At 72.0% G+C, this 20942-nt stretch carries 16 protein-coding genes and 5 pseudogenes; 12 read left to right on the forward strand and 9 right to left on the reverse strand.

All coding sequences use genetic code 11. The features are described from left to right. Both ACFC1T_RS17680 and ACFC1T_RS17685 read left to right on the forward strand, forming a co-directional pair. A pseudogene (locus ACFC1T_RS17680) lies at nt 1-747 on the forward strand (high frequency lysogenization protein HflD); the annotation flags it as partial. Nucleotides 748-772: 25 nt separating this feature from the next. Continuing rightward, nucleotides 773-1114 (forward strand): hypothetical protein, encoded by a 342-nt coding sequence (locus ACFC1T_RS17685; RefSeq protein WP_375889467.1) that lies wholly within the window; start codon nt 773-775, stop codon nt 1112-1114. A gap of 369 nt (nt 1115-1483) precedes the next feature. Here ACFC1T_RS17685 and ACFC1T_RS17690 read toward each other — a convergent pair whose 3' ends face one another. Together ACFC1T_RS17690 and ACFC1T_RS17695 are read right to left on the reverse strand one after the other, a co-directional pair. After that, nucleotides 1484-1843 carry a hypothetical protein gene (locus ACFC1T_RS17690; protein ID WP_375889469.1) on the reverse strand — a complete coding sequence of 120 codons (360 nt, stop codon included), beginning with the start codon at nt 1841-1843 and terminating at the stop codon, nt 1484-1486. An 80-nt stretch (nt 1844-1923) separates the two neighbouring features. Continuing rightward, nucleotides 1924-2517 (reverse strand): TetR family transcriptional regulator, encoded by a 594-nt coding sequence (locus ACFC1T_RS17695; RefSeq protein ID WP_375889472.1) that lies wholly within the window; start codon nt 2515-2517, stop codon nt 1924-1926. A gap of 90 nt (nt 2518-2607) precedes the next feature. Here ACFC1T_RS17695 and ACFC1T_RS17700 point away from each other — a divergent pair, with 90 nt between their 5' ends. Together ACFC1T_RS17700 and ACFC1T_RS17705 are read left to right on the forward strand one after the other, a co-directional pair. Then, nucleotides 2608-3354, forward strand: coding sequence for an ABC transporter ATP-binding protein (locus ACFC1T_RS17700; RefSeq protein ID WP_375889474.1), 747 nt, complete (start codon nt 2608-2610; stop codon nt 3352-3354). Beyond that, nucleotides 3351-4121 (forward strand): ABC transporter permease, encoded by a 771-nt coding sequence (locus tag ACFC1T_RS17705; protein WP_375889477.1) that lies wholly within the window; start codon nt 3351-3353, stop codon nt 4119-4121. Before ACFC1T_RS17700 ends, ACFC1T_RS17705 begins: the two co-directional genes overlap by 4 nt. A 336-nt stretch (nt 4122-4457) precedes the next feature. Here the strand turns inward: ACFC1T_RS17705 and abc-f are convergent, their stop codons facing one another. Beyond that, a complete protein-coding gene (gene abc-f / locus ACFC1T_RS17710; RefSeq protein ID WP_375889479.1) occupies nt 4458-6101 on the reverse strand; it encodes a ribosomal protection-like ABC-F family protein in 1644 nt (547 codons plus the stop codon). Between the two features lie 734 nt (nt 6102-6835). Here abc-f and ACFC1T_RS17715 point away from each other — a divergent pair. Next, nucleotides 6836-7042: pseudogene (locus tag ACFC1T_RS17715) on the forward strand (MMPL family transporter); the annotation flags it as partial. A 520-nt stretch (nt 7043-7562) separates the two neighbouring features. After that, nucleotides 7563-8210, forward strand: coding sequence for a TetR/AcrR family transcriptional regulator (locus ACFC1T_RS17720; protein ID WP_375889482.1), 648 nt, complete (start codon nt 7563-7565; stop codon nt 8208-8210). A gap of 418 nt (nt 8211-8628) precedes the next feature. Here ACFC1T_RS17720 and mqnP read toward each other — a convergent pair. Continuing rightward, a pseudogene (gene mqnP, locus ACFC1T_RS17725) lies at nt 8629-9510 on the reverse strand (menaquinone biosynthesis prenyltransferase MqnP); the annotation flags it as partial. Nucleotides 9511-9711: 201 nt separating this feature from the next. After that, the gene (locus ACFC1T_RS17730) at nt 9712-11220 is read right to left on the reverse strand and encodes an MFS transporter (RefSeq protein WP_375889484.1); all 1509 of its coding nucleotides are present in this window, start codon (nt 11218-11220) and stop codon (nt 9712-9714) included. A 302-nt stretch (nt 11221-11522) separates the two neighbouring features. Here ACFC1T_RS17730 and ACFC1T_RS17735 point away from each other — a divergent pair, with 302 nt between their 5' ends. Together ACFC1T_RS17735 and ACFC1T_RS17740 are read left to right on the forward strand one after the other, a co-directional pair. Continuing rightward, nucleotides 11523-12227, forward strand: a complete 705-nt coding sequence (locus tag ACFC1T_RS17735) for an amidohydrolase family protein (protein WP_375889487.1) — start codon at nt 11523-11525, stop codon at nt 12225-12227. Then, nucleotides 12215-12616, forward strand: a complete 402-nt coding sequence (locus tag ACFC1T_RS17740) for a hypothetical protein (protein WP_375889490.1) — start codon at nt 12215-12217, stop codon at nt 12614-12616. The genes ACFC1T_RS17735 and ACFC1T_RS17740 overlap by 13 nt, the downstream gene beginning before the upstream one ends. 966 nt (nt 12617-13582) lie before the next feature. On the opposite strand, the gene ACFC1T_RS17745 is transcribed toward ACFC1T_RS17740, so the two are convergent. The 3 genes from ACFC1T_RS17745 to ACFC1T_RS17755 form a co-directional block, all read right to left on the reverse strand. Beyond that, nucleotides 13583-14230 (reverse strand): L-threonylcarbamoyladenylate synthase, encoded by a 648-nt coding sequence (locus ACFC1T_RS17745; protein WP_375889491.1) that lies wholly within the window; start codon nt 14228-14230, stop codon nt 13583-13585. Nucleotides 14231-14320: 90 nt separating this feature from the next. Next, on the reverse strand, nt 14321-14962 hold the full coding sequence (locus ACFC1T_RS17750) for a carbonic anhydrase (protein WP_375889493.1): 642 nt from the start codon (nt 14960-14962) through the stop codon (nt 14321-14323). 66 nt (nt 14963-15028) lie between these two features. Continuing rightward, on the reverse strand, nt 15029-17110 hold the full coding sequence (locus tag ACFC1T_RS17755) for a SpoIIE family protein phosphatase (RefSeq protein ID WP_375889496.1): 2082 nt from the start codon (nt 17108-17110) through the stop codon (nt 15029-15031). Nucleotides 17111-17753: 643 nt separating this feature from the next. On the opposite strand from ACFC1T_RS17755, the gene ACFC1T_RS17760 reads away from it, so the two are divergent. The 4 genes and pseudogenes from ACFC1T_RS17760 to ACFC1T_RS17775 all read left to right on the forward strand — a co-directional run. Next, entirely contained in the window at nt 17754-18266 is a 513-nt protein-coding gene (locus ACFC1T_RS17760; RefSeq protein WP_375889499.1) for an STAS domain-containing protein, read from the forward strand. 501 nt (nt 18267-18767) lie between these two features. Next, nucleotides 18768-19397 carry an HhH-GPD-type base excision DNA repair protein gene (locus ACFC1T_RS17765; protein ID WP_375889500.1) on the forward strand — a complete coding sequence of 210 codons (630 nt, stop codon included), beginning with the start codon at nt 18768-18770 and terminating at the stop codon, nt 19395-19397. 125 nt (nt 19398-19522) lie between these two features. After that, nucleotides 19523-20158 carry a hypothetical protein gene (locus tag ACFC1T_RS17770; protein WP_375889502.1) on the forward strand — a complete coding sequence of 212 codons (636 nt, stop codon included), beginning with the start codon at nt 19523-19525 and terminating at the stop codon, nt 20156-20158. An 80-nt stretch (nt 20159-20238) separates the two neighbouring features. Next, a pseudogene (locus tag ACFC1T_RS17775) lies at nt 20239-20476 on the forward strand (transposase family protein); the annotation flags it as partial. Between the two features lie 241 nt (nt 20477-20717). Here ACFC1T_RS17775 and ACFC1T_RS17780 read toward each other — a convergent pair. Then, nucleotides 20718-20861 (reverse strand): annotated as a pseudogene (locus ACFC1T_RS17780) (exodeoxyribonuclease III); the annotation flags it as partial. Nucleotides 20862-20942: the final 81 nt, after the last annotated feature.

Genomic DNA, 20942 nt, shown 5'->3' on the forward strand with positions numbered 1-20942 from the left:
GTCGTCCTGGGCTGGCTCGGCGTTGCCAGCGGAGCCCTGGTCGCGGTCGTCGGCCTCGGCCTGCTGCGGGACGCGACCCGCCGCGCGCGCGGCGGCCCGCATCCCGACCCCCTCCCGGACCACGCGCACGACACGGGTGAGCCCGGGGCGGAGCGGGCCAGGGAACTCGCCCACTCGGCGGCGGCCCCCTCCCCGGCCCAGCACCACGGCCGCACCCACCCGCACGACCACGCCCACGGCGGCCACCCCGAGCACCACCACCACGACCACGGCCACGATCACGCCGGTGGGCACCACCACGACCACGGGCACCACCACGATCATCCGGCTGGGCACCATCACGACCACGGGCACCATCACGACCACGGGCACCGCCACGGCCTCTTCGGCGGCGGTCACCACCATCACCACGCCCCGCCCGGCCGCCGCGGGCTGATCGGCCTGGGCATCGCCGGAGGCCTGGTCCCCAGCCCGTCGGCGCTCGTCGTCCTCCTCGGAGCCATCGCGCTCGGCCGGACCCTGTTCGGCGCGGCCCTCGTGGTCGCCTACGGCCTGGGCATGGCCGCCACCCTCACCGCGGTCGGCCTGCTCCTGGTCCGCCTGGGCGACCGCCTCGCCGCCGCCACCGACGGGCCGCTCCTCGGCCGCCTGCGCCGCCTCACCCCCTACAGCTCACTGCTGACCGCCCTGCTCATCCTCACGGTGGGAATCGGACTGGCCGTCCGCAGCCTGCCCGCCACCATCTGACGTCCCACCTCGGAGGCCCGCCACCATGAACGCCCGCACCCCACGCAGAGCAGTTCGCCTTCTCGTACCCGCCCTGGCCGCCGTCACCGCCCTGGCCGGCTGCGGCGGCGAGCCGGACGGCAGGTTCGACGCCCAGGCGGGCACCCCGTCCCCCAGCTGCATCCAGCACCAGAGCCAGGACCCCGGCAGCGCGTACACGGGCCGGGAGAAGTCCGACCCGAAGTCGGTGCTGGAGATGATGCGCTTCTACACCGCCAACGGCACGAAGACGTACTGCGACGGCAGACCGCCCACGGACACCGACCGCCGCTGGACCGAGCTCTACACCGCACTCGGCGGCGACGCCGTCCACGTCACCACCGGATAGTCACGTTCCGGCCGACGCTGCGGCGTCCGGTCGCTCGACGAGGGCCCGGGCGGCGCGGGTGTGCCGGGGAGGGAACGACGAGTCGAGTCGATCCGCACACCCGTCTCCACATCCGCAACGGCTTCGCCCGTTCCGCCGAGGGCGTCCCCGATCGCCCCCGGTCGTGGGGCAACAGGGCGTTGCGCATCCCGGGAGCGATCGCCTGATCCGACTGCCCCAGCACCTCCTGGCCGAGACCCCGCGAACCTGTGGATGCCGCTGACCCTGACGGCGCCGACACCGGATCACGAAGGGCCGTCCGGCCCCGGTCCGAGCCCCTGGGATTCCACGCGTGAGGGTTCGTGGCGGCACAGGCCGCCGGTATCCGGCTCAGATTGGGCGGAACCGCAGGGCCGACCACACCTCGTCGACGGCGACCTGCCGTACCGGCCGGACGCCGCGGTCCGTGAGTGCAGCGCTGAGGCTGTCGCGATTCAGGTCGGTGCCGAGCTTCCCGGCCTTCGGGTAGGCGATCCAGGCCAGCTTGTCCTGCCGGGCAGCCTCGACGGCGGCGCCGGCGATGGTGTCCAGATCCGCCCGTGTGCGCACGAACGCCACGATCACATCCGCCGTCTCAGGTGTCTCGGCCGTCACTGTGTCCGGCGCCGCGATCGACGGCACATCATCCGAACCGGAGACAACCGCCAGTCGCTGGCCGGCCTTCATCTGCAACTTCGCGCTCAGCTCCACCCAGCAAGTATGGGTGACGCCGGCCACCCGGCCTTCCCGTCCGGCTCCGGTGGCACGGCAGGCCCCCACCGCAGCACCCGTCAGGGCTCGGCCAGGTATCCCTGCACGGTGCGCGCCAGGAGTGGGGCGAGCTGTTCCACGGGCGCGGACGCGAGCGGCTCCACCTGGATCACGTAGCGCGCCATCGCCAGCCCGACGATCTGCGACAGCACCAGCTCCACCCTGAGCGCCGGCTGATCCAGGTCGAGTTCGCCCGCCAGTCGGTCCACGAGCTCGGACACCATGAAGCCCCGCACCAGCGCGGCGACCTCCTCGCTGGCCGCCGCCGTGCGCAGCAGCGCCAGCAGTCGGTCCCGTACGGCCGGCTGCTCCCAGAGGCCGAGGACGAAGGCGGCCACGCGTTCGCCGACGCGGGCGCGTTCGCCGGTGAGCACGTGCTCCACGACGGTCCGCGGGTCGACCGGGAAGTCGAGTGCGGCCAGGAAGAGGCGGTCCTTGGTGCCGAAGTAGTGGTGCAGCAGTGCTGAGTCCACGCCGGCCGCGCGGGCGATCGCCCGCATGCTCGCCTTCTGGTACCCGCGGGCCCCGAACTCGGCCCGGGCGGCGTCCAGTACCGCGCCCCGGGTGTCCTCGCTCCCGGGGCGCCGTCCGACCCTCTTCCGCTGTCTCTCCACATGGTTCTCCGCGCCGTTCACCGGTCCATTGTGGCTGGCGGCACGGGCGTGCCACTTGACCGGCATTCCCGGCAGCGCAAAACTCATCACATGATGAATTCTGCTCCGGGGCCAGCCACACCCGCCGCCGGCCCCGCGATCCGGACCACCGGCCTCACCGTCGAGCGCGGCGGCCGCCCCGTCCTCCACGGCCTCGACCTCGCCATCCCGCGCGGCACCATCACCGGCCTGCTCGGCCCCAGCGGCTGCGGCAAGACCACCCTGCTGCGCTCGGTCGTCGGCGTGCAGCGCCTCACCGCCGGCCGCGTCGAGGTGCTCGGCCTCGACGCCGGAAGCCCCGCGCTGCGCCACCGCCTCGGATACGTCACCCAGGCCCCCTCGGTCTACGGCGACCTCACCGTCGCCGAGAACCTCCACTACTTCGCCGCCGTCCTCGGCGCACCCAGGACCGACCCCGCCCGGGTGATCGCCCAGGTCGGCCTGACCGGCCACGAACGCGACATCACCGACCGCCTGTCCGGAGGCCAGCGCGCCCGCGTCTCCCTCGCCGCCGCCCTGCTCGGCACCCCCGAACTGCTGATCCTCGACGAACCGACCGTCGGCCTCGACCCGGTGCTCCGCCAAGACCTCTGGCAACTCTTCCGCCGACTCGCCGACGACGGCGCCACCCTGCTGGTCTCCAGCCACGTCATGGACGAGGCCACCCGCTGCGACCGCCTGCTGCTGATGCGCGAAGGCCACCTCCTCGCCCACGACACCCCGGACGCACTACTCCGCGCCACCGGCACCACCGACATCGACAGCGCGTTCCTCGAACTGGTGGAGGCCGACCGATGAGCACCCCCCGCACCCGCCAGCAGACGTCGCCCGCCCTGCGACGCACCCTCGCCACCGCCCGCCGCGTCCTCACCCAGCTGCGCCACGACCCGCGCACCCTCGCCCTGCTCCTGGTCGTACCCTGCCTGCTGCTCGTGCTACTCAAGTACATGTTCGACGCCCAGCCCACCACCTTCGACCGGATCGGCCCCGCCCTGCTCGGCGTCTTCCCCCTGCTCGTGATGTTCCTGGTCACCTCGGTCGCCATGCTCCGCGAACGCACCACCGGCACCCTGGAGCGGCTGCTCACCATGCCGCTGGGCAAACTCGACCTCCTCCTCGGCTACGCCCTGGCCTTCGGCGCCGTCGCCCTGCTCCAGGCGACCCTCGCCACCGCACTCACCATCGGCCCGCTCGGCCTGCACATCGCCGGCCCCACCTGGCTGGTCTTCGCCGTCGCCGTCGCCGACGGACTTCTCGGCACGGCGCTGGGCCTCCTGGTCTCGGCGTTCGCCGCCACCGAGTTCCAGGCTGTCCAGTTCCTGCCCGCGGTCCTGCTGCCCCAGATGCTGCTGTGCGGGCTCTTCGTCCCGCGCGACTCCATGGCCACGGCGCTGCGCTGGGCCTCCGACGTGCTGCCGCTGTCCTACGCCGTCGACGCGATGACCCGCCTCACCACCACTGCCATGGCCGACACCGCGGTGGCCCGCGACCTCGCCGTCGTCGCCGGATCCGCCCTCCTCGCCCTCGCCCTGGGAGCCGCCACCCTGCGCCGCCGAACCGCCTGAACCCGCCCCCGCCGACCGGGTGCTCGGTGAATCCGGAGAGTCCGTCCGGTCGCCTGCTCGTCCCAACCACTGGACGCCGGCGCCCTGTCGCCCGCGCGGCGGGGCGCACCTGGTACTCCGTGGCGCTGCTTCGCCTTCGGCGGCCGCCCGCAGACGCTCTTCGCGTAGGGGTCTTCGGGCGTCGCCAGCACCGCCGTCATCATGCCCCCCTGCCCCGGCCGCGGGCACCAGCGGCCGGGCCAGGGGGGCATCGCGGCAGGGGGCCGGCCATCTCGACGGCGTTGCCGGCTGTGTGCTGTCAGAGAGAGGGCATCTGGCAGCTGGCCGGTGGACGCCTCACGTAGGGGTGTCGGTGATGGTGCCGTCGGCCAGTTCCAGGCGGCGGCTGACCCGCACGGTTTCGAGGAGTCGGCGATCGTGGGAGACCAGCAGCAGTGTGCCGCTGTAGGACTCCAGGGCGGATTCGAGTTGTTCGATGGCCTGGAGGTCGAGGTGGTTGGTGGGCTCGTCCAGTACCAGCAGGTTCACGTTGCGGCCCTGCAACAGGGCGAGCGCTGCCCGAGTTCGCTCGCCTGGTGACAGGGTGGCCGCCGGACGCAGGACGTGCTCGGCGCCCAGCCCGAACTTCGCCAGCAGGGTCCGCACCTCGGAGGGCTCCGTCGACGGCGTCGCGCCCCGGAAGGCGTCCACCAGTGCCTCACTCCCGTGAAACAGTGCCCGGGCCTGGTCGACCTCGCCGATCACCACGCCAGTGCCGAGTGCGTGGTCGCCGGAGATGGGTGGGATACGGCCCAGGAGCGCGTTCAGCAGGGTGGACTTACCGGTGCCGTTCGCGCCGGTGATGGCGACGCGGTCGGCCCAGCCGATCTGCAACGAGACGGGCCCGAGAGTGAAGTCGCCGCGCCGGAAGGTCGCGTCGCGCAGGGTGGCGACGACTGTGCCGGAGCGGGGGGCGGTGGCGATGTGCATGCGCAGCTGCCACTCCTTGCGGGGCTCCTCGACTTCCTCAAGGCGTTCGATGAGCCGTTCGGCCTGCTTGGCCTTGGCGGCCATGTTCTCGCTGTTCTCCACGCGGGCGCCGCGGGCGAACTTGTTGTTGTCCCGGCCGCGGCGCTGTGCGGTGCGTACTCCCTTGTCGGCCCAGATCCGGTGGATGTTCGCGCGTTGCTGGAGAGCAGCCTTGCGCTCGGCGTACTCTTCGTATTCCTCGCGCGCGTGCCGCCTGGCGCGCTCTCGTTCCTCCAGATATGCGGTGTAACCGCCGCCGAACAGATGCACCTGCTGCTGAGCGCGGTCGAGCTCGAGTACCTGGGTGACGGTGCGGTTGAGGAACTCCCGGTCGTGACTGACCACGACCGCGCCCGCGCGCAGCCCGCGCACGAACTGCTCCAACTGCTCCAACCCGGCCAGGTCGAGGTCGTTGGTCGGCTCGTCCAGGAGGAAGACGTCGTAGCGCGACAGCAGCAGGGAAGCCAGCTGGGCGCGTGCGGCCTGCCCACCGGACAGTGAGGTCATGGCCTGATCCAGTCCAATGCCGAGACCGAGGGCGTCGGCGAGGTGCTCGGCGCGTTCGTCGAGGTCGGCACCGCCGAGGGCCAGCCAGCGCTCCAGGCTCGTGGCGTATGCCTCGTCCGCTCCGGCGACATCGTCGGCCAAGGCGTGGGAGGCGGTGTCCAGGGCGTGCTGAGCCGCGGCGACACCGGTGCGGCGGGCGAGGAAGGCGTACACGTTCTCGTGCGGACGCCTGTCCGGTTCCTGGGGCAGATAGCCGACGGTCGCACCGACCGGAGCCGTGCGGACCTGGCCTTGATCGGGCTGGTCGATGCCGGAGAGGAGGCGCAGCAGGGTGGACTTGCCCGCCCCGTTGGAGCCGACGAGGCCGATCACCTCTCCAGGTGCCACGACCAGGTCGAGGCCGGTGAAGAGGGGGAGGTCGCCGTGGCCCGCGGCGAGATTCTTGGCGGTAAGGGTTGCGGTCATGTGGTCGCCTACCGGAAACGGTCGGTCACCTGTGGTGACAAAAGTGTGAGAGGGTGGCACGCGCTCGGCCTCACGACGGCGGGCGGGAGTGCAGTACGTCCGACAGCGGATGCGGACGCGCGTGTCATCGCCTGGGTATCCGAAGGGACCAGGGAAGCGCAGAGGTCGCATGCACACCACCACCGCCGGCATAGCCGACCGCGGCAGGGCAGCACAGGCGGGTACGCCGTGCTGGTAGCAAGGGCACGAACCTCAGATGCGCAAGATCCACCTCAATCGGAGACAACAGAACCGCCCAACACGTTACACATTGATCCCACCAGCAGGCCACTCTCTTTCGCCGCACGGAGGGGATGAGACCCACGGGGAAGATGCACTTGAGGATCCGGTGCAGGTGCGGCTGCTGGCGAGCATCCGCTCGTTCTGGGCGAGCCGTCCATGCCGGTTCCCGAACACGTCGCCAGCCTGATCCAGGACTACCTGAACACCGACCACCGCAGCCTGCCCTGCGCCAGTGCGTGAAGTGACGGTGACTCTCCCCGGGCGCCAGGCCGGCCAACCCATGGCGGCGCGGACCCTGCAGACGATCCTCAGAGACGTCGGCATCGCGCCCGCCGCCAGCCGTGCCGAGGCGCTGCGCCGGTTCGTCGCGCACGCTCCGCCGCCCGTTGCCGCTAAGGCGCGCGGCCGATGCGCGACCACAGGCCGCGGCGGTCGGTGTCCAGGTCGACGCGTCCGCCGCCGGAATCCTGTCCGTCCTGGTCTTCGGTGCCGGCACCGACTACGCCCTGCTGCTGGTCTCCCGCTACCGCGACGAACTCCACCTCACCGAGGACCGGTTCACCGCCATGGCCCGCGCCTGGCGCGGCACGGCCCCGGCCGTCCTGGCCAGCGGGACCACCGTCGTCCTGAGCCTGCTGACCCTCCTCGCCGCCGAACTCCGGGTAGAACGCCGGGCGTTACCGCCGGCTCGCCGCTCGGCTGCGACTGGGTCCGCCCCCACCAGTGGGGGTGCCGCCGGCCGACGTGTCCGGCGGTATCGCAACCGCGGCATCAGCGCGGGCGGACACCCCTCGCCCGGCCGAGCAGCCGACACCCCTTCCGACGTAGTGCCTGCGTCGAGCCTGTCCGCCGTCAGCCGCCGAGCGGCCGTTGCGGCGGACAGCGGAGGACATCCCCGAAACGAACCCGACCTTCGCCACGGCATAGGCTTGCAAGTGCCTGCATGCACGTTCTAGGTCCGAGGTGGGCTGGTGGCGGCCCCCTCGTCCGGGTCGGCGCCCGAGCGCTGGCGGGCCACGGCGCGCGTGTTCCCGGGGAAACCGCGGGACGCGGGTCCTCGGCTGACGGGCAGCACGGCCGCTGGGCACCGCTGATGCCCGACGACGGGACTCGTCAGCCGTGGGGCGGGCCCACTACTGTGCCCAGGCGCCTGCCACGACAACGAAAGCGAGCTGAACTTTGGGTGCGGAACAGACCCGGAAGAAGATCCTCACCGCCTTCCTGGCGCTTGCGGGGGAGCAGGGCATGGCCGCGATCACCACAAAGGAGATCGCGACCGCGGCCGGTGTCAACGAGGTCACCCTGTTCCGGCACTTCGGCGACAAGGCCAACCTCGCCCTGGAAGCAGTCAAAGCGTTCAGCCCGGCAGCCCAGATCGACGCCTTCGAACCCAAGATCGACGCCAGCAGCCCCGAAACCACCATCGAGGGGCTACTGGCCTGCGTACACGAGCTGCGCCACCACCTGGAAGGCCGTGCCGAGGTCATGCAGTTCGGCATGAGCGAAGCCACCCGCTACCCCGAACTCCTGGAGGAGATCAAGAAGAACCCGATGGCGGCACGCCGGATGCTGACCCGCGCCTTCCACCAGGCGGCCCCCCAGCTGCGGCCCGGCGTCGACATCGACGCAGAGGTCCTGGGCCTGCTCGGCACCCAGCTGCTCACCACGATGTGGAGTGCCCGCGGTTGGGGCGAGCTGGTTCCCGGAGAGGCGGACCGCCTCGTGACCGCCCGGCTGCGGCTGATCATGCGCGAAGGACCGTCGAACCCGGAACCCGCGGCCCGGTGCGACGGCGTATCGACGGCCGGGACCTCCGGCGGGCTCTGACATCGCTCGGCCGAACGGGTGAGCCGGCGGCGGCGTGCCGCGCGTACAGCGGGACCGATGCGGACGCAGGCGCCAGGGTGACGCCATGACCGCCCCTCGTAGCCGCCGCCGCTCCCGTCTGCGCGCCCTCGCCTCCGGTACTGAGTCCCGCCGCCGCGACACTGTCCCGCCGCCCGCGCGGCCGGTCTTCGTGCCAGCTGGCCGGACCCCCATCCGTATGGTGCCGAGCGGGCAAGGACCATCCCTCAGCGTGATGGCGGCCTGCTGTCGGACGACCGGTACCCGCCGGACGCTGGAGGGCGGCATGGTGCTGATCCTCACCCGTCACCGCGCAGAATGCCCGATCTGGTCAGCCCGCTGAACCAGCCCGACACGCCGGCCGAACCGCTTCGGGCTTCCGGCAGGCCCGTCCGCGCCCTCAGCCCAGCCGCAGGCCCCGCACGACGAGGTCGAGCAGAGCGAAGACGAACAGCGAGATGCCGACGAAGCCGTTGACGGTGAGGACGGCCCGGTTGAGCCGGGACAGGTCACCCGGCTTCACGATCGAGTGCTCGTAGAGGAAGGCCCCGATCACCACGACCAGGCCGACGTAGAAGACCGGACCGGCGTGGGTGGAAACGCCGTACCAGGCCAGCACGGCGGTGGTGATCACGTGGCAGGCCCGGGCGCCGTGCAGCGCGGCGGTGACGCCGAAGCGGGCCGGCACGGAACGCACACCCCCGGCGCGGTCGGCGGCCACGTCCTGGCAGGCGAAGATCAGGTCGAAGCCGCCAATCCAGATGCCGACCGCCAAGCCCAGTACCACTGCGTCCCAGGACCAGTGGCCGGTGACCGCCAGCCAGGCTCCGACCGGGCCCATCGCCTGGGCCAGGCCGAGGATCACGTGCGGGAAGTCGGTGAACCGCTTGCCGTACGGGTAGACCACCATCGGCGCCACGGCGAGCGGCGCGAGCACCAGGCAGAGCGAGTTGAGTGAGGCGGTGGCGCCGAGGAAGACCAGTAGCGCCACCGCCGAGCCGGTGTAGGCGGTGCGCAGTGAGACGGCGCCGGTGACGAGCTCGCGACCGGCGGTGCGCGGGTTGCGTGCGTCGATCTCGCGGTCGATGAGCCGGTTCGCGGCCATCGCGAAGGTGCGCAGGCTGACCATCGCGATGGTGACGATGAGCAGGGTGCCCCAGTGCACCTTCCTGTCGGCCTGGAACATCGCGGTCAGGGTTGCGGTGCAGGCGAAGGGGAGGGCGAAGACGGAGTGCTCGATGAGGACGAGCCGCAGGAAGGCCCGGAGCCTGTTGGGCGGCGGGGATCCAGGACACCGGCGGTAGTGCTCACGGTCCGCGCTTCGTCACCGGCGGGCGTCGCCGGGTCCGGGATTCCCGTCGCGGGTCGGCCGCTGTCTGTCCCCGGGGAGCTTAAGGGGCATGCCATGTCGCGGTGGCGCGCCCGGCCGGAGGGTGTCTCCCGGTCGGGCGCGCCGCCCGCGGTGTGCCGCTGTGGCCGACTGTCAGTGCATCAGGGCCACGGGCGGCGCGTCCTCGTCGGTGTGCGCTGCGCCGCCGGTCTGCGGGCGGGCGTCGATGAGGGCGAAGGCGACGAGGGCGGCCAGGGCGAGGAGGCCGGCGGACCACCAGATGGCGGTGGAGAAGCCGTGCACCATGGCGTTGAGCTTCATCAGCTGCGCTGCGCCCGGGGACGTGGCGGCGGCCGCGTGGCCGGCGATGTACGTGGTGGTGGCGCTGGTGGCGATGGTGTTCAGCAGGGCGGTGCCGATCGCGCCGCCGACCTGCTGGGAGGTGCTGACCATGGCGGAGGCGACTCCGGCGTCCTTGGGCCGCACGCCGTGGGTGGCCAGGCTCATGGCGGGCATGAAGGTGGCGCCCAGGCCCAGGCCGAGGAGGAAGACACCGGGCAGAACGGTGGTGGTGTAGGAGCCGTCGACGGTGATCCCGGTCAGCAGGACGAGTCCGAAGGCGGCGACCAGCAGTCCGGGTGTCATCAGCAGGCGGGCGGGGACGCGGGTCATCAGGCGGGCGGCGATCTGGGTGGAGCCGATCATCATGCCCGCCACCATCGGCAGGAACGCCACCCCGGTGGTGACCGGGGTGTAGCCGAGGACGACCTGCAGGTAGAAGGTCAGGAACAGCAGGACGCCGAACATGCCGATCACGGCCAGGCCCAGGGACAGGTAGGCCCCGCCGCGGCTGCGGTCGAGCACGACGCGCAGCGGCAGCAGCGGGGACTTCGTGCGGGCCTGGAGAGCCACGAACGCGGCCAGCAGGACGGCGGCGGCGGCGAACAGGCCGAGCGTGACGCCGGCGCTCCAGCCGTCGGACTCGGCGCGGGTGAAGGCGTAGACGAGGCTGACCAGTCCGGAGCCTGCCAGCAGCACGCCGGGCACGTCGAGGCGGTCGCGGTTGCGGGCTCCCTCCGGTTCGCGGATCACCAGGACGGCCCCGGCAACGGCGATGACGGCGAAGAAGATGTTGACGAACATCGTCCAGCGCCAGTTCAGGTACTCGGTGAGCAGGCCGCCGAGGATCAGGCCGATCGCGGCGCCGCCGCCGGCGATGGCGCCGTAGATCCCGAACGCCTTCGCCCGCTCCTTCGCGTCGGTGAACATCACCGCCAGCAGTGACAGCGCGGCGGGGGCGAGCAGTGCGCCGAAGGCGCCCTGCATCGCGCGGGCGGCTAGCAGCATTCCGGTGCTGGTGGCGGCGCCGCCGATCGCGGAGGCGGCGGCGAAGCCGATCAGTCCGGCCGTGAACGCGTACTTGCGTCCCCAGCGGTCGGCGATGCGGCCGCCGAACAGCAGCAGACCGCCGAAGGCCAGCGCATATGCGGTGACCACCCATTGCCGGTTGGCGTCCGAGATGTGCAGGTCCTGCTGGGCGGACGGCAGGGCGATGTTCACGATGGTGCCGTCCAGCACGACCATCAGCTGGGCGAGGCCGATGAAGATCAGTGCCTTCCAGCGCCGGGGATCGAGCGGGGGCGCCGCAAGCGGTATGGACATGGGGATCACCTCGGGACGTGGCAGGGTTCCGGGCTGGCCGGTGTCCGCCGCCGGACGGGCCGGGCGCGGCAGGGTCAACCCGCTATGCAAGTGACTACTTGCAAATCACCGTAGCACGCTATGCAAGTACTCGCTTGCATGGCGGTTGGGCATCCCGCGGACAGGAGGGCCGCGCACGACACGCTGTGACCGCGCCAGCGCAGTGCCGCCGCGCGGGGTGACAATGCCCGGCACGGGCCGCTCCCCGAGAACGCGCCTGGGGCAGGACGGTCCTGCGCCTGCCGACCCTGGAGGGATATCCGATGACAGCCCCTGTCCCAGCGCCGCGAACCGCCCTGCACCGCGTCCGGGTCTTCGACGGGTACCGGCTGTCGGAGCCGCGCACCGTCGTCCTCGAGGGCCCCGTGATCGGAACCGACCCGGCCGGCGCGCAGGGAATGGACGCGCACGGCGCGGTGCTGCTGCCCGGCCTGATCGACGCCCACATCCACCTGGACGGCGCGGGCAACCTGGAGCAACTGCGCTCGGCCGGGGTGACCACCGCCATGGACATGGCGACCTGGCAGCCGCAGCTGGTGGAGCGCCTGCGCGCCCTGTCCGGCGTGAGCGACTTCCGCAGCGCGATGATTCCCGTGGTCGGGGACATCGACCCCGAGGCGGTGCCGGGCGTTCCCGAGGACCTGGTGCGCGCGGCCATTGTCGCCACCCCCGCGGGTGCCGAGGAAGGCGTGCGGTGGCGGGTGGCCGAGGGCTCGGACTACATCAAGATCATGCTCGGGCCGTCCGGTCCGGGCAGTCGGAGCGACCGCGCCAGCGCCGGCGCCGTGGTCGCGGCCGCGCATGCGCGCGACAGGCGGGTTGTGGCGCACGCGCTGACCGTCGACCTACCGCATGGCCGTCGCTGCCGGGGTCGACGTCCTCGCCCACGTCCCGCTCGACCACGTGTTGGACTCGCCGGCCCTGGACCGGATCGCCGCGGCCGGGACGGGTGTGCGTGCCGACGCTGACCATGATGCGAGGGGTGGCGGCCCTCGGCGACGGGAGCGTCTTCGAGGCCGCCTGCCGCGACGTCGCCGCACTGCACCGGGCCGGAGTGCCGATCCTGGCCGGCGCCGACGCGAACGTACTGCCCGGCGTCCCCGTCCACCTCCCGCACGGGCCGAGCCTTCACGAGGGGCTGGAGCTTCCGGTCGGCGCCAGCCTGAGCAGCACCTGCGTGCTGCGGGCGGCCACCGAACTGCCCGCCCGCCACTTCGGGCTGACCGGCCGCGGCAGCATCCAGCTGGGCCCGATTGTCGAGCTGCTGCTGATCGAGGGCGACCCCACCGCCGAGATCCGCGCCACCCGCAACATCCTGAGTGTCTGGTGCGTCGGCGTCCGGCATGCACCCTGCTGACCCGCCGTGCACTGCTGCGTGCGCCTGCGCCCAGGCCGCCCGGCCGGGCCGGGCCGGGGTACCTGGTCCGCGGGGCCGCTCCGTCGAGCGTCGAGGTCAGTCCCCTGCGGCGGCGGGTGCAGGCGAGGTTGTGAGGCCAGGAGGGCTGCCGGAACCCGGCTGGGGCTCCCCCCACGGAGGCGCAGCCGGGCCCGGAGTCCGGCGTCGAGGCCGTCTCCGACTTCCCCCACGGAGCGGACCCGGCTGATCTCGCCCGCCAAAACGCGCAGCGTACATGACAGTGATGCGGACCGCCACCAATGCAGGGCGTGTGGGCGTCGCGGTGGTCCGGATGATCCCGCGTCGCCCACTTCATCGACTCCGGCAAGCGGTTGGAAGGTCCTGGCGACAGTCGACGGGTGAGTGCGGTGGGGGACCTAGCCGATGCGCGAGCGGGCGCGAGTCGACGCCCGGTCTTCTGACGCACTCGCCCGGATGGCACCCGTACCGTGCGGGCCCTTCGGATGGTTGAAGCAAGCGCCTGCCGGGTCGCAGGACGGGCGGTGCACCGGTCCACCCCTTGCTGGTGTGCCGCCCGATCCGCCGACAGGCCGAGGGCAGCCCATCGGCAAGCCTGCCTGGCGGACGGTCACCAGGGCAGGAGGCCGAAGGGATGGCCGAGACCAGGCTCGCCTCCAGCGCTGACCCCGCCCGGAGTTCAGCAGGAACGGCTCACAACCCCGCCCGTCCCCTGGCCGCCGCCGCGGAGCTAGCGTGGGCAGGTCCGGAAACGGTGACCCCGCCGTCCGAGCACCCACACCGGCAGGTCCTGGCCGGCGGCGCCGTCGCCGTCCGCGACCACGTCGCCGCCGCGCGTTTCGGTCGGCCCTGCGAAGGGCCCCACCCCCCTGGATCCTCCGGAAGCGGAAGCGGAAGCGGGGAGCGGACGGTGCGGGGTATGTCGTGGCCGGCACCGACGTGCTGGCGTCAGTCCGTGGTCACCAGGTCGGGCAGCACGGTGCGGAGCTGGTCGGCGGTGAGGGCGCCGGTTCGGCGTAGGACCGGGATCGCGCCGGTCACGTCGACGATGGATGACGGGACGGTGTCGGAGGTGGGGCCGGCATCGAGGTAGACCGCGACGCTGTCGCCGAGCATGGCGTGGGCGGCGTCGCAGTCCTGCGGGGCTGGCCGGCCGGTGAGATTCGCGCTGGAGACGGCCATCGGGCCCGTGCGGGCGAGCAGTTCGAGCGTGAGGGACTGGCTCGGCATGCGGACGGCGACGGTGCCGTGGGTGTCGCCCAGGTCCCATGCGAGTGACGGCCGCTGGGCGACGACGATCGTCAAGGCGCCCGGCCAGAAGGCGTCCACGAGCTTTCGGGCGGCCTCGGACAGGTCGGCGGTCAGCTCGTTCAGGGCGTAGGGGGAGTCGACGAGGACCGGGGAGGGCATGTGGCGTCCCCGGCCCTTCGCCGCCAGCAGGGCGGCAACCGCCTTGGGGTTGGAGGCGTCCGCGCCGATTCCGTAGACGGTGTCGGTGGGCAGCACGACCAGTTCGCCCCGGCGCGCGGCCTCGGCCGCGTCGCGAAGCCCCGCGGCCCTGTGGGCCGGGTCCGAGCAGTCGTAGCTCCGCGTCATAGGTTCCGGTCTCCAGTCTCGGTGTTTCTGGGTGTGCGCGCCGTGGGGCTGCCGTGATCGTCCCTCCCGCGGGGGGCAGGGGCCGGACGCTCAGATGGTGTCCGTCTCGGGCGCGCCGGTGGGCAGGCCGCGGGAGGTGACGAGGCGAGCGGTTCCGTCGGCGAGCTGGTAGGCCAGGCCCACCACGCCGGTGTGCCCGGAGGCGACCTGCTCGGCGAGGGCGCGGGAGCGTTCCAGCAGCAGGTCCACGGTGTGCCGTATGTGCGCGTCGATCATGTCGGCGTCGCTGTTCAGGCCGGCGGCGCGGGCGGCCAGAACGCTCGGGGTCACCTTCTCGACGACGTCGCGCACGTACCCGCCGACGGGCCGGCCCCCGTCCAGCGCGTCGCGGGCGGCGGCCACCGCGCCGCAGGAGTCGTGCCCGAGGACGACCACCAGGCGGCAGTCCAGCACGCTCGTGCCGTACTCGATGCTGCCCAGCACCTCCGGCCCGAGCACGTGCCCGGCCGTGCGGACGACGAACAGGTCGCCCAGTCCCTGGTCGAAGATGATCTCCGCGGCCAGGCGGGAGTCCGAGCAGCCCAGCAGGACGGCGAAGGGGCGCTGGCCGGGGGCGACCTCGGTCCGCCGGGCGGCGTCCTGGTTGGGGTGTTCGGGCGTGCCCGTCACGAAGCGGCGGTTGCCGACCAGCAGCGCGTCCAGCGCGCGGGAGGGGGAAAGCGCAGAGACCATGGGCCTCAGCCTACGGGGCCCGCGATCACCGCACCTCACCAGGTGTGCGTGCGATGTGGTCGGCCGCTACGGTCCGGACGGGGCGGCTTCGGCGATCAGCAGAGCGATGTCGTCGTGGCCGCCGGGGGCCGGGAGGGTGGCCAGGAGACGGTCGCAGGTCGGTCCGAGAGCGTGCCGGGGGCCGGCGAGCGCGGCAAGGAGGGCGTCGAGGCGCTGGTCGATGGCCTGGTCGCGGCGTTCCACCAGTCCGTCGGTGTACAGGACGAGGCGCGCCCCGACCTCCACGTCGATGCGGGTGGCGGCGCCGGGGGCCGGGCCGCCCGCGCCGAGCGGTGCGCCGGTGGGCAGGCCGAGCAGAATCGGCGGCCCGGTCATGGGGTGGAGTACGGGCGGGAGGTGTCCGGCCAGGGCGATACGGCACTGGCCCGCTGCGGGGTCGTGGAGGGCGCAGACGCAGGTGGCGATGGTCTCGTCGAGGTCGTCGGTTAGGACGTCCAGGTGGTGCAGGATCTCCGAGGGGTCCAGTCCCAAGCGCGCGAGGGTGCGGGCCGCAGTTCGCAGTTGACCCATGGTGGCGGCGGCGTTGATGCCATGGCCCATGACGTCTCCCACGAGCAGGGCCGTGGTGCCGTCCTCAAGGGGGATGACGTCGTACCAGTCGCCGCCGACGTGGGTGTGGGCGGTGGCGGGCTGATAGCGGCAGGCGACGCTCAGGCCCGGCGCCCGAGGCGGTGTGCGGGGAAGCAGATGGTGCTGGAGGACGGTGGCGGCCTGCAGCTGGGTCTGGTACCAGCGGGCGTTGTCGATGCACACGGCCGCGCGGGCGGCGAGTTCCTCGGCGAGGAGGATGTCGTCGGCGTCGAACGGCAAGGGGTTGCGGGCGCGTTTGAGGTCGAGGGCTCCCAGGACCTCGCCGCGGGCGACGAGGGGGACCGCCAGATAGGAGTGCAGGCCGGCGCGCGCGAGGATCTCGGCGGCCGACTCGTCGCGGGCGATGCGCGCCAGGTCGTCGGCGCGCACCCGCGGGACGTGAACGGTGCGGCCGGTGGCCGTGCAGCGGGTCACCAGGCGCTCCTCGCCGTAGCGGGCGACCTGTCCGACAGGGTCGGCCGCCCCGACGGCCTCGCTGGGGTAGGCAGCCTTGACCGCGAGGGCGCGAAAATGCGCCGGACCGGTGGCGTCGAGACCGGCGGGGCGGGCGGTGAGAATGACGTCGAGGACGTCGACGGCGGCGATGTCCGCGAGGTCGGGCACCACGGTCTCGGCGAGTTCGCGGGCGGTCTGCTCCAGGTCGAGGGTGGTACCGATACGCGTCGACGCACGGGCGACAAGGGCCAGGCGGCGGCGGGCCTCGGCGGCCTGCCGGTCGGCGCGGTGGCGCTCCGTGACGTCGACGACTGACAGGGCGATGCCAAGGACTCGACCACCCGGCCCGTCGAGGCGGTAGTAGGAGGTCAGCCAGGCATGGTCGACTCCCGGGTCCGCCGGGGTCCGGCCGACGGTGAACTGGTCCAGCAGAGGCTGTCCGGTCGCCAGGACCCGGCGCATCGCCTCCTCGATGGCGCCGGTGTCCAGGGCGGGCAGCAGCTCGGGCACGGTATGGCTCAGATGGCTGAGGGCGGGGATCCCGTTGATCCGCTCCAGGGCCGGGTTGACCAGGACGTAGCGCAGCCCCGGATCCAGGACCGCCAGGCCGATCGGGGACTGGGCCACGAGCCGCGACGACAGCGCGAGATCACGCTCCACCCCGCGCACGACCGCCTCGTCCGCGGCGATCCCCAGCGCGTAGTGGGCGCCGTCCTTGTCCCGCAAACGCATGTTGCGAAACTCCACCAGCCGAACCTGGCCGTCCTTGCACCGCACCGGGAACACCCCGGCCCAGCTCTCACCGCTCGCCATCACCGCCGCGAACAGCTCCAGCACCAGCCCCGCGTGCTCCTCGGCCACCAACAGCTGCGCCGCGTACCGGCCAAGGGCCTCCTCGGCGCTCCAGCCGAAGAGCTTCCTGGCCTGCGGGCTCCACAGTACGATCCGCCCGCCCTCGTCCAGAACGACCGCCGCAACCCCCAACAGGTCGAGCAGACCCGCAGGTAGCTCCGATGTCGACGGCGGACCCGCTCGCGCCCGAGACGTCTCGTCCTCACCCATGTCAAGGCCTCCTCCCCCCGTGACCCTCGAGAGAGCCGACCTCCCAGACCGCGCCAAGCCGTCGGAGGTGAAGGCTCCCTCCATCCTCCTCCCGGACAGCCCAGCCGGCAGGACGGCCGCCGTACACAACCGCTCTCCTCCCCGAAACGCGACCATCCACCAGGCCGTCCACCCAGCTCTCGCTCCTCCGCGGCCAGGGCGGCGGGCTACAGCCGAAGGGTCCGCTCGCGGGACCGGCAGCCGCCCGCCGAGACCACAGGCAAGAGCGTCCCCGTCCACCCTGCGCCCGCCGGCATCCTCCGAGTCGAGATCATCGGCGAGACGACGGGCCCCTCGACACCGGCAGCGGCTCAGGCGGCCGGGCCTGCCCGCACGTCGCCCCCCTTTCCCCGACCGACGCGGAAAGGCACCGGTCAGCCGCTACGCTTCCCGGACTCCGCCGTCCGGCAGGCGACGAGACCGCCTGCCTCCCAGGCCTCACGCCCCGAACGTCCGGCGCCCGCTCCACTCGGCGTGGCACCTCGGCCTCCGTATGCCTCGTCCGAGTGGAAATCGTTCCTCCCGGTGGATCCGTGCTGGTCAGATGGGGTGAAAGGGTCGAGCGGGTCGTTGCCGGCCATGGCCGGGAGGCGTTGAACGGGACGTGACTACCTCAACCACCGCCCCGATACTGCCCGGCGCCCTCCCGACGCCCACCGGTCCCACCACGCACGACCAGGGCGCGGACACCGCGCCCTGCCCCATAGCCGTCCACTCCCGTACCACCCTCGGCAGCACCCTGGTCCTCCATCTCGCCGGAGAGATCGACCACTTCACCGCCGCCCCGCTGCAGGCACTGCTCGCCTCGGCGGCCGCCGACGGCCACACCGGCCTCGCGCTGGACACCTCGCGCGTCACCTTTGCCGACTCCGGGTTCCTCGCCGTCCTGCGGTGGTGGACCCAGGACGGGCGCCGACTGCGGCTCACCACCCGCTCCCGGACCGTCCAGAGACTCCTGGACGCGGCGGCCGCCCATGGGCCGTCCGACGCCCTCACCCGGCACACCGAGCCGCCGGGCGACACCGGCCACGCCCCAGCCGGGCCTCGCGCCCACGCACCGCGGCGCCACCACCCAGCCCGGCCCGGTCGGCCGACGGCGGCGGCGGCGACGTCATGACGTTCACTCTGCTGACCTGCGCACCGATGCTCGCGGCAGTCATCCTGGGCTACTGGAAGCCCCGCGAAGCACGGCATCGCCGACAGGCCCGACCGCCGCGGACCGCAACCCGCCCACCCCAGGTCCATTGCCGCCAGTCACCCCCACAGCCGGGCACTACCGCATAGACCCGGGCCGGGCAGCACACCCAACGCCCGCCGCCACGACGTGGGCGCAGGCCCGAGCGGGCGGTTGGCGCCGGAACTCGCCAGGCGCAAGCGCGGACCTCACCTCTGGCCCGGCGATCACTCCTCCTACCGCGGTTCCGACCGGGGATCAGGAACTGGAGCCAGCCGATCGCCGGTGATCGACCATCAGCCTCGGACCCCCTCAGCCCGCCCCGGTCGGCCCCACCGACCGGGGCGGCGCGTGAGCGCGGGCGTGTTGACCTGCCCGTTGTGCTGGGCCCGACCAGACTGGTGCAAAAGCGGATCATTCGTCGAACCCGAAGGGAACCAGCCCATGGACATTACGGTACGCATCGCGCAGCAGCCCGAGGCCGACGCCCTGCTCGGACGCAGCGCGCTCGCTTTACTCATCGGAGCGTTGCTGGACCGAAACATGGCCCTGGAACGAGCGTTTGCCGCCCCGCTGACGATCGCACACCGTCTGGGTCGCGACGACCTCGACGCCCAGGAGATCGCCTTCTACCGCCCGGAGCGACTCGCCGCCCTGTTCTCGGCCAGACCCGCCGTCCACGACTCCCCAGCACTGATGGCCCGCAGAGTGCAGGAGGCATGCCGCTACCTACTCGCCCGCCACGGCGGCAACGCCGCCGCCGTATGGGACGGCGCGGCCACCGGCAAGGAACTGTATGCGCGCCTCAACGCACTACCCGGATTCGGCCGGCAGAAGGCACAGATCTTCGTGGCCCTCCTCGGCAAACAGTTCGGCGTGCAGCCCCACGGCTGGCGCGAGGCGGCCGGCCCCTACGGCGAGGACAACATCTTCCGCTCCGTCGCAGACGTCACCAGCCCCGATGCCCTGAGGAAGGTAGGCGCCTTCCGGGAACAGCAGCGGCAGACCACCAAGCACGCTCAGACACGGCTCGCCACTACCGCGCCCCGCGACCAGTCCGGTGCCGCGACCTAGCTTCGAAGCGAACGCAGATCCAGAGGCTGATGGCCAGCTGCGCACACAACCGGGAACAGCCTTCTCGGCTCACCTTGTCGGTGCCCTCATCTAGGCTCGCAAGCCGAGACCGATAGGGGAGTCACGTGCTCGACAGCCCGCTCACCGCCGACGTTCCGCTCGGCCCCTTCCAGGACGCACCCGTCACCGTCCGCTCGGCCAGGAGCAAGAACGCCCAGCTGCGCACCCGAGACATCACGACGTTCCAGGTGCCGCTGAACGCCGGGATGATCGACCGGATGTGCTCGCGCTGCGCGGAGCCCGGACATTGGGCATCGCCGGCCAGCGGCCTCGGCATCTTCCTACGGGCGTTGGGCGGCCTGGGGCTGCTGCACCAGCTGCAGCAGTACACGGCACCGGACCCGGACGACTGCTGGGAGCAGGACGAGCTCCAGGCCGCCGCTGCCCTGCTGCGCACCGAGCCCGTAGAACCGGCCGCCGCTGCCTCCGAGGACGACGAGGAGCCGGATGAGGAGGACTGGGAAGCGCGCGACGAGGCGAAGCGCCTGTGGGAGAGCGTGCTGTCCACCTGGGCGTGGCGCGGCCACGAGCCTCCGCTCAGGCCAGCGTCGCCCTGTTCCCCTGGCTGGCGCACTGGGCAGAGCCGAAGTTCGCCGCGAAGCAGCAGCACCTGGAGGTCCTACGGGCTCAGGCCGCGCTGTTCGTCGGCTCCGACGGGTTCGGGGCGAGGTCGTCCATTGACACCTCGGTGTACGACATGACCAGCTGCCACCAGAACCGCATGACGTAGCGGCACTCCTGCGGCCCACGGTCGTCCGCAAGACGGTCCTGCCGCAGGAGGAGTGACGGCGCTGCGCCGGCGTCCGGACCTGGTCATGCCGCGCCGTCGGCCACGCGGTGATGAGCTCACCGACTTGCAGGCCGAGCACAGTCCTGAGCACAAGCAGGTCCGCGCCCGCGTCGAGCACGTCTTCGTTCGAGTGAAGACCTGGACGATCCTTCGCGACTGCCGTCGCAAGGGCGACGGCACCTACCACGCGATGGTCGGCATCGCACGGCAGCAGAACCTCCTCCAAGCTGCGCAACTGGCCAGGCCGCCGGTCGACCCGACCCGCCTCGAGCGTCTCAACAATCAACTACGGGACCGCTCGTGGCCTGGCTTTTACAAAACGAGTCGTTTCCCGGAGCGCTAGCTGACTACTCCGAAGGGGATCCCGACGCATTCCAGCTGCGAGCCGATGGCAGTCTCGGTCGTCGCTCTGATCAAGCAGTGCGACGACCGAGGCATCCGAAGCCAGTTTTTCTGATCTTCCCTTGGCGCTATAGGAGTTGGCTGATTTCGAAGACGGCCGTTACAGGCGCGTGGTCGCTCCACCGTTCGGCGTGGGAGGCCGGCCGCTCGACGTAGGCCTTGATGCAGGTGTCCGCAAGCTTCTGACTAGCCGTCAGAAGGTCAACTCTCCAGCGGAACGACGCCTTTTCCAAAAGGTCCACCCGTTCGAGTGCGGCCTGTTCGGGGGTTCCTGCTGGCCTGGGCGGTAGGGG

The sequence above is a fragment of the Kitasatospora sp. NPDC056076 genome, assembly GCF_042266305.1.
In the GTDB taxonomy this organism is placed as follows: Bacteria; Actinomycetota; Actinomycetes; order Streptomycetales; family Streptomycetaceae; genus Kitasatospora.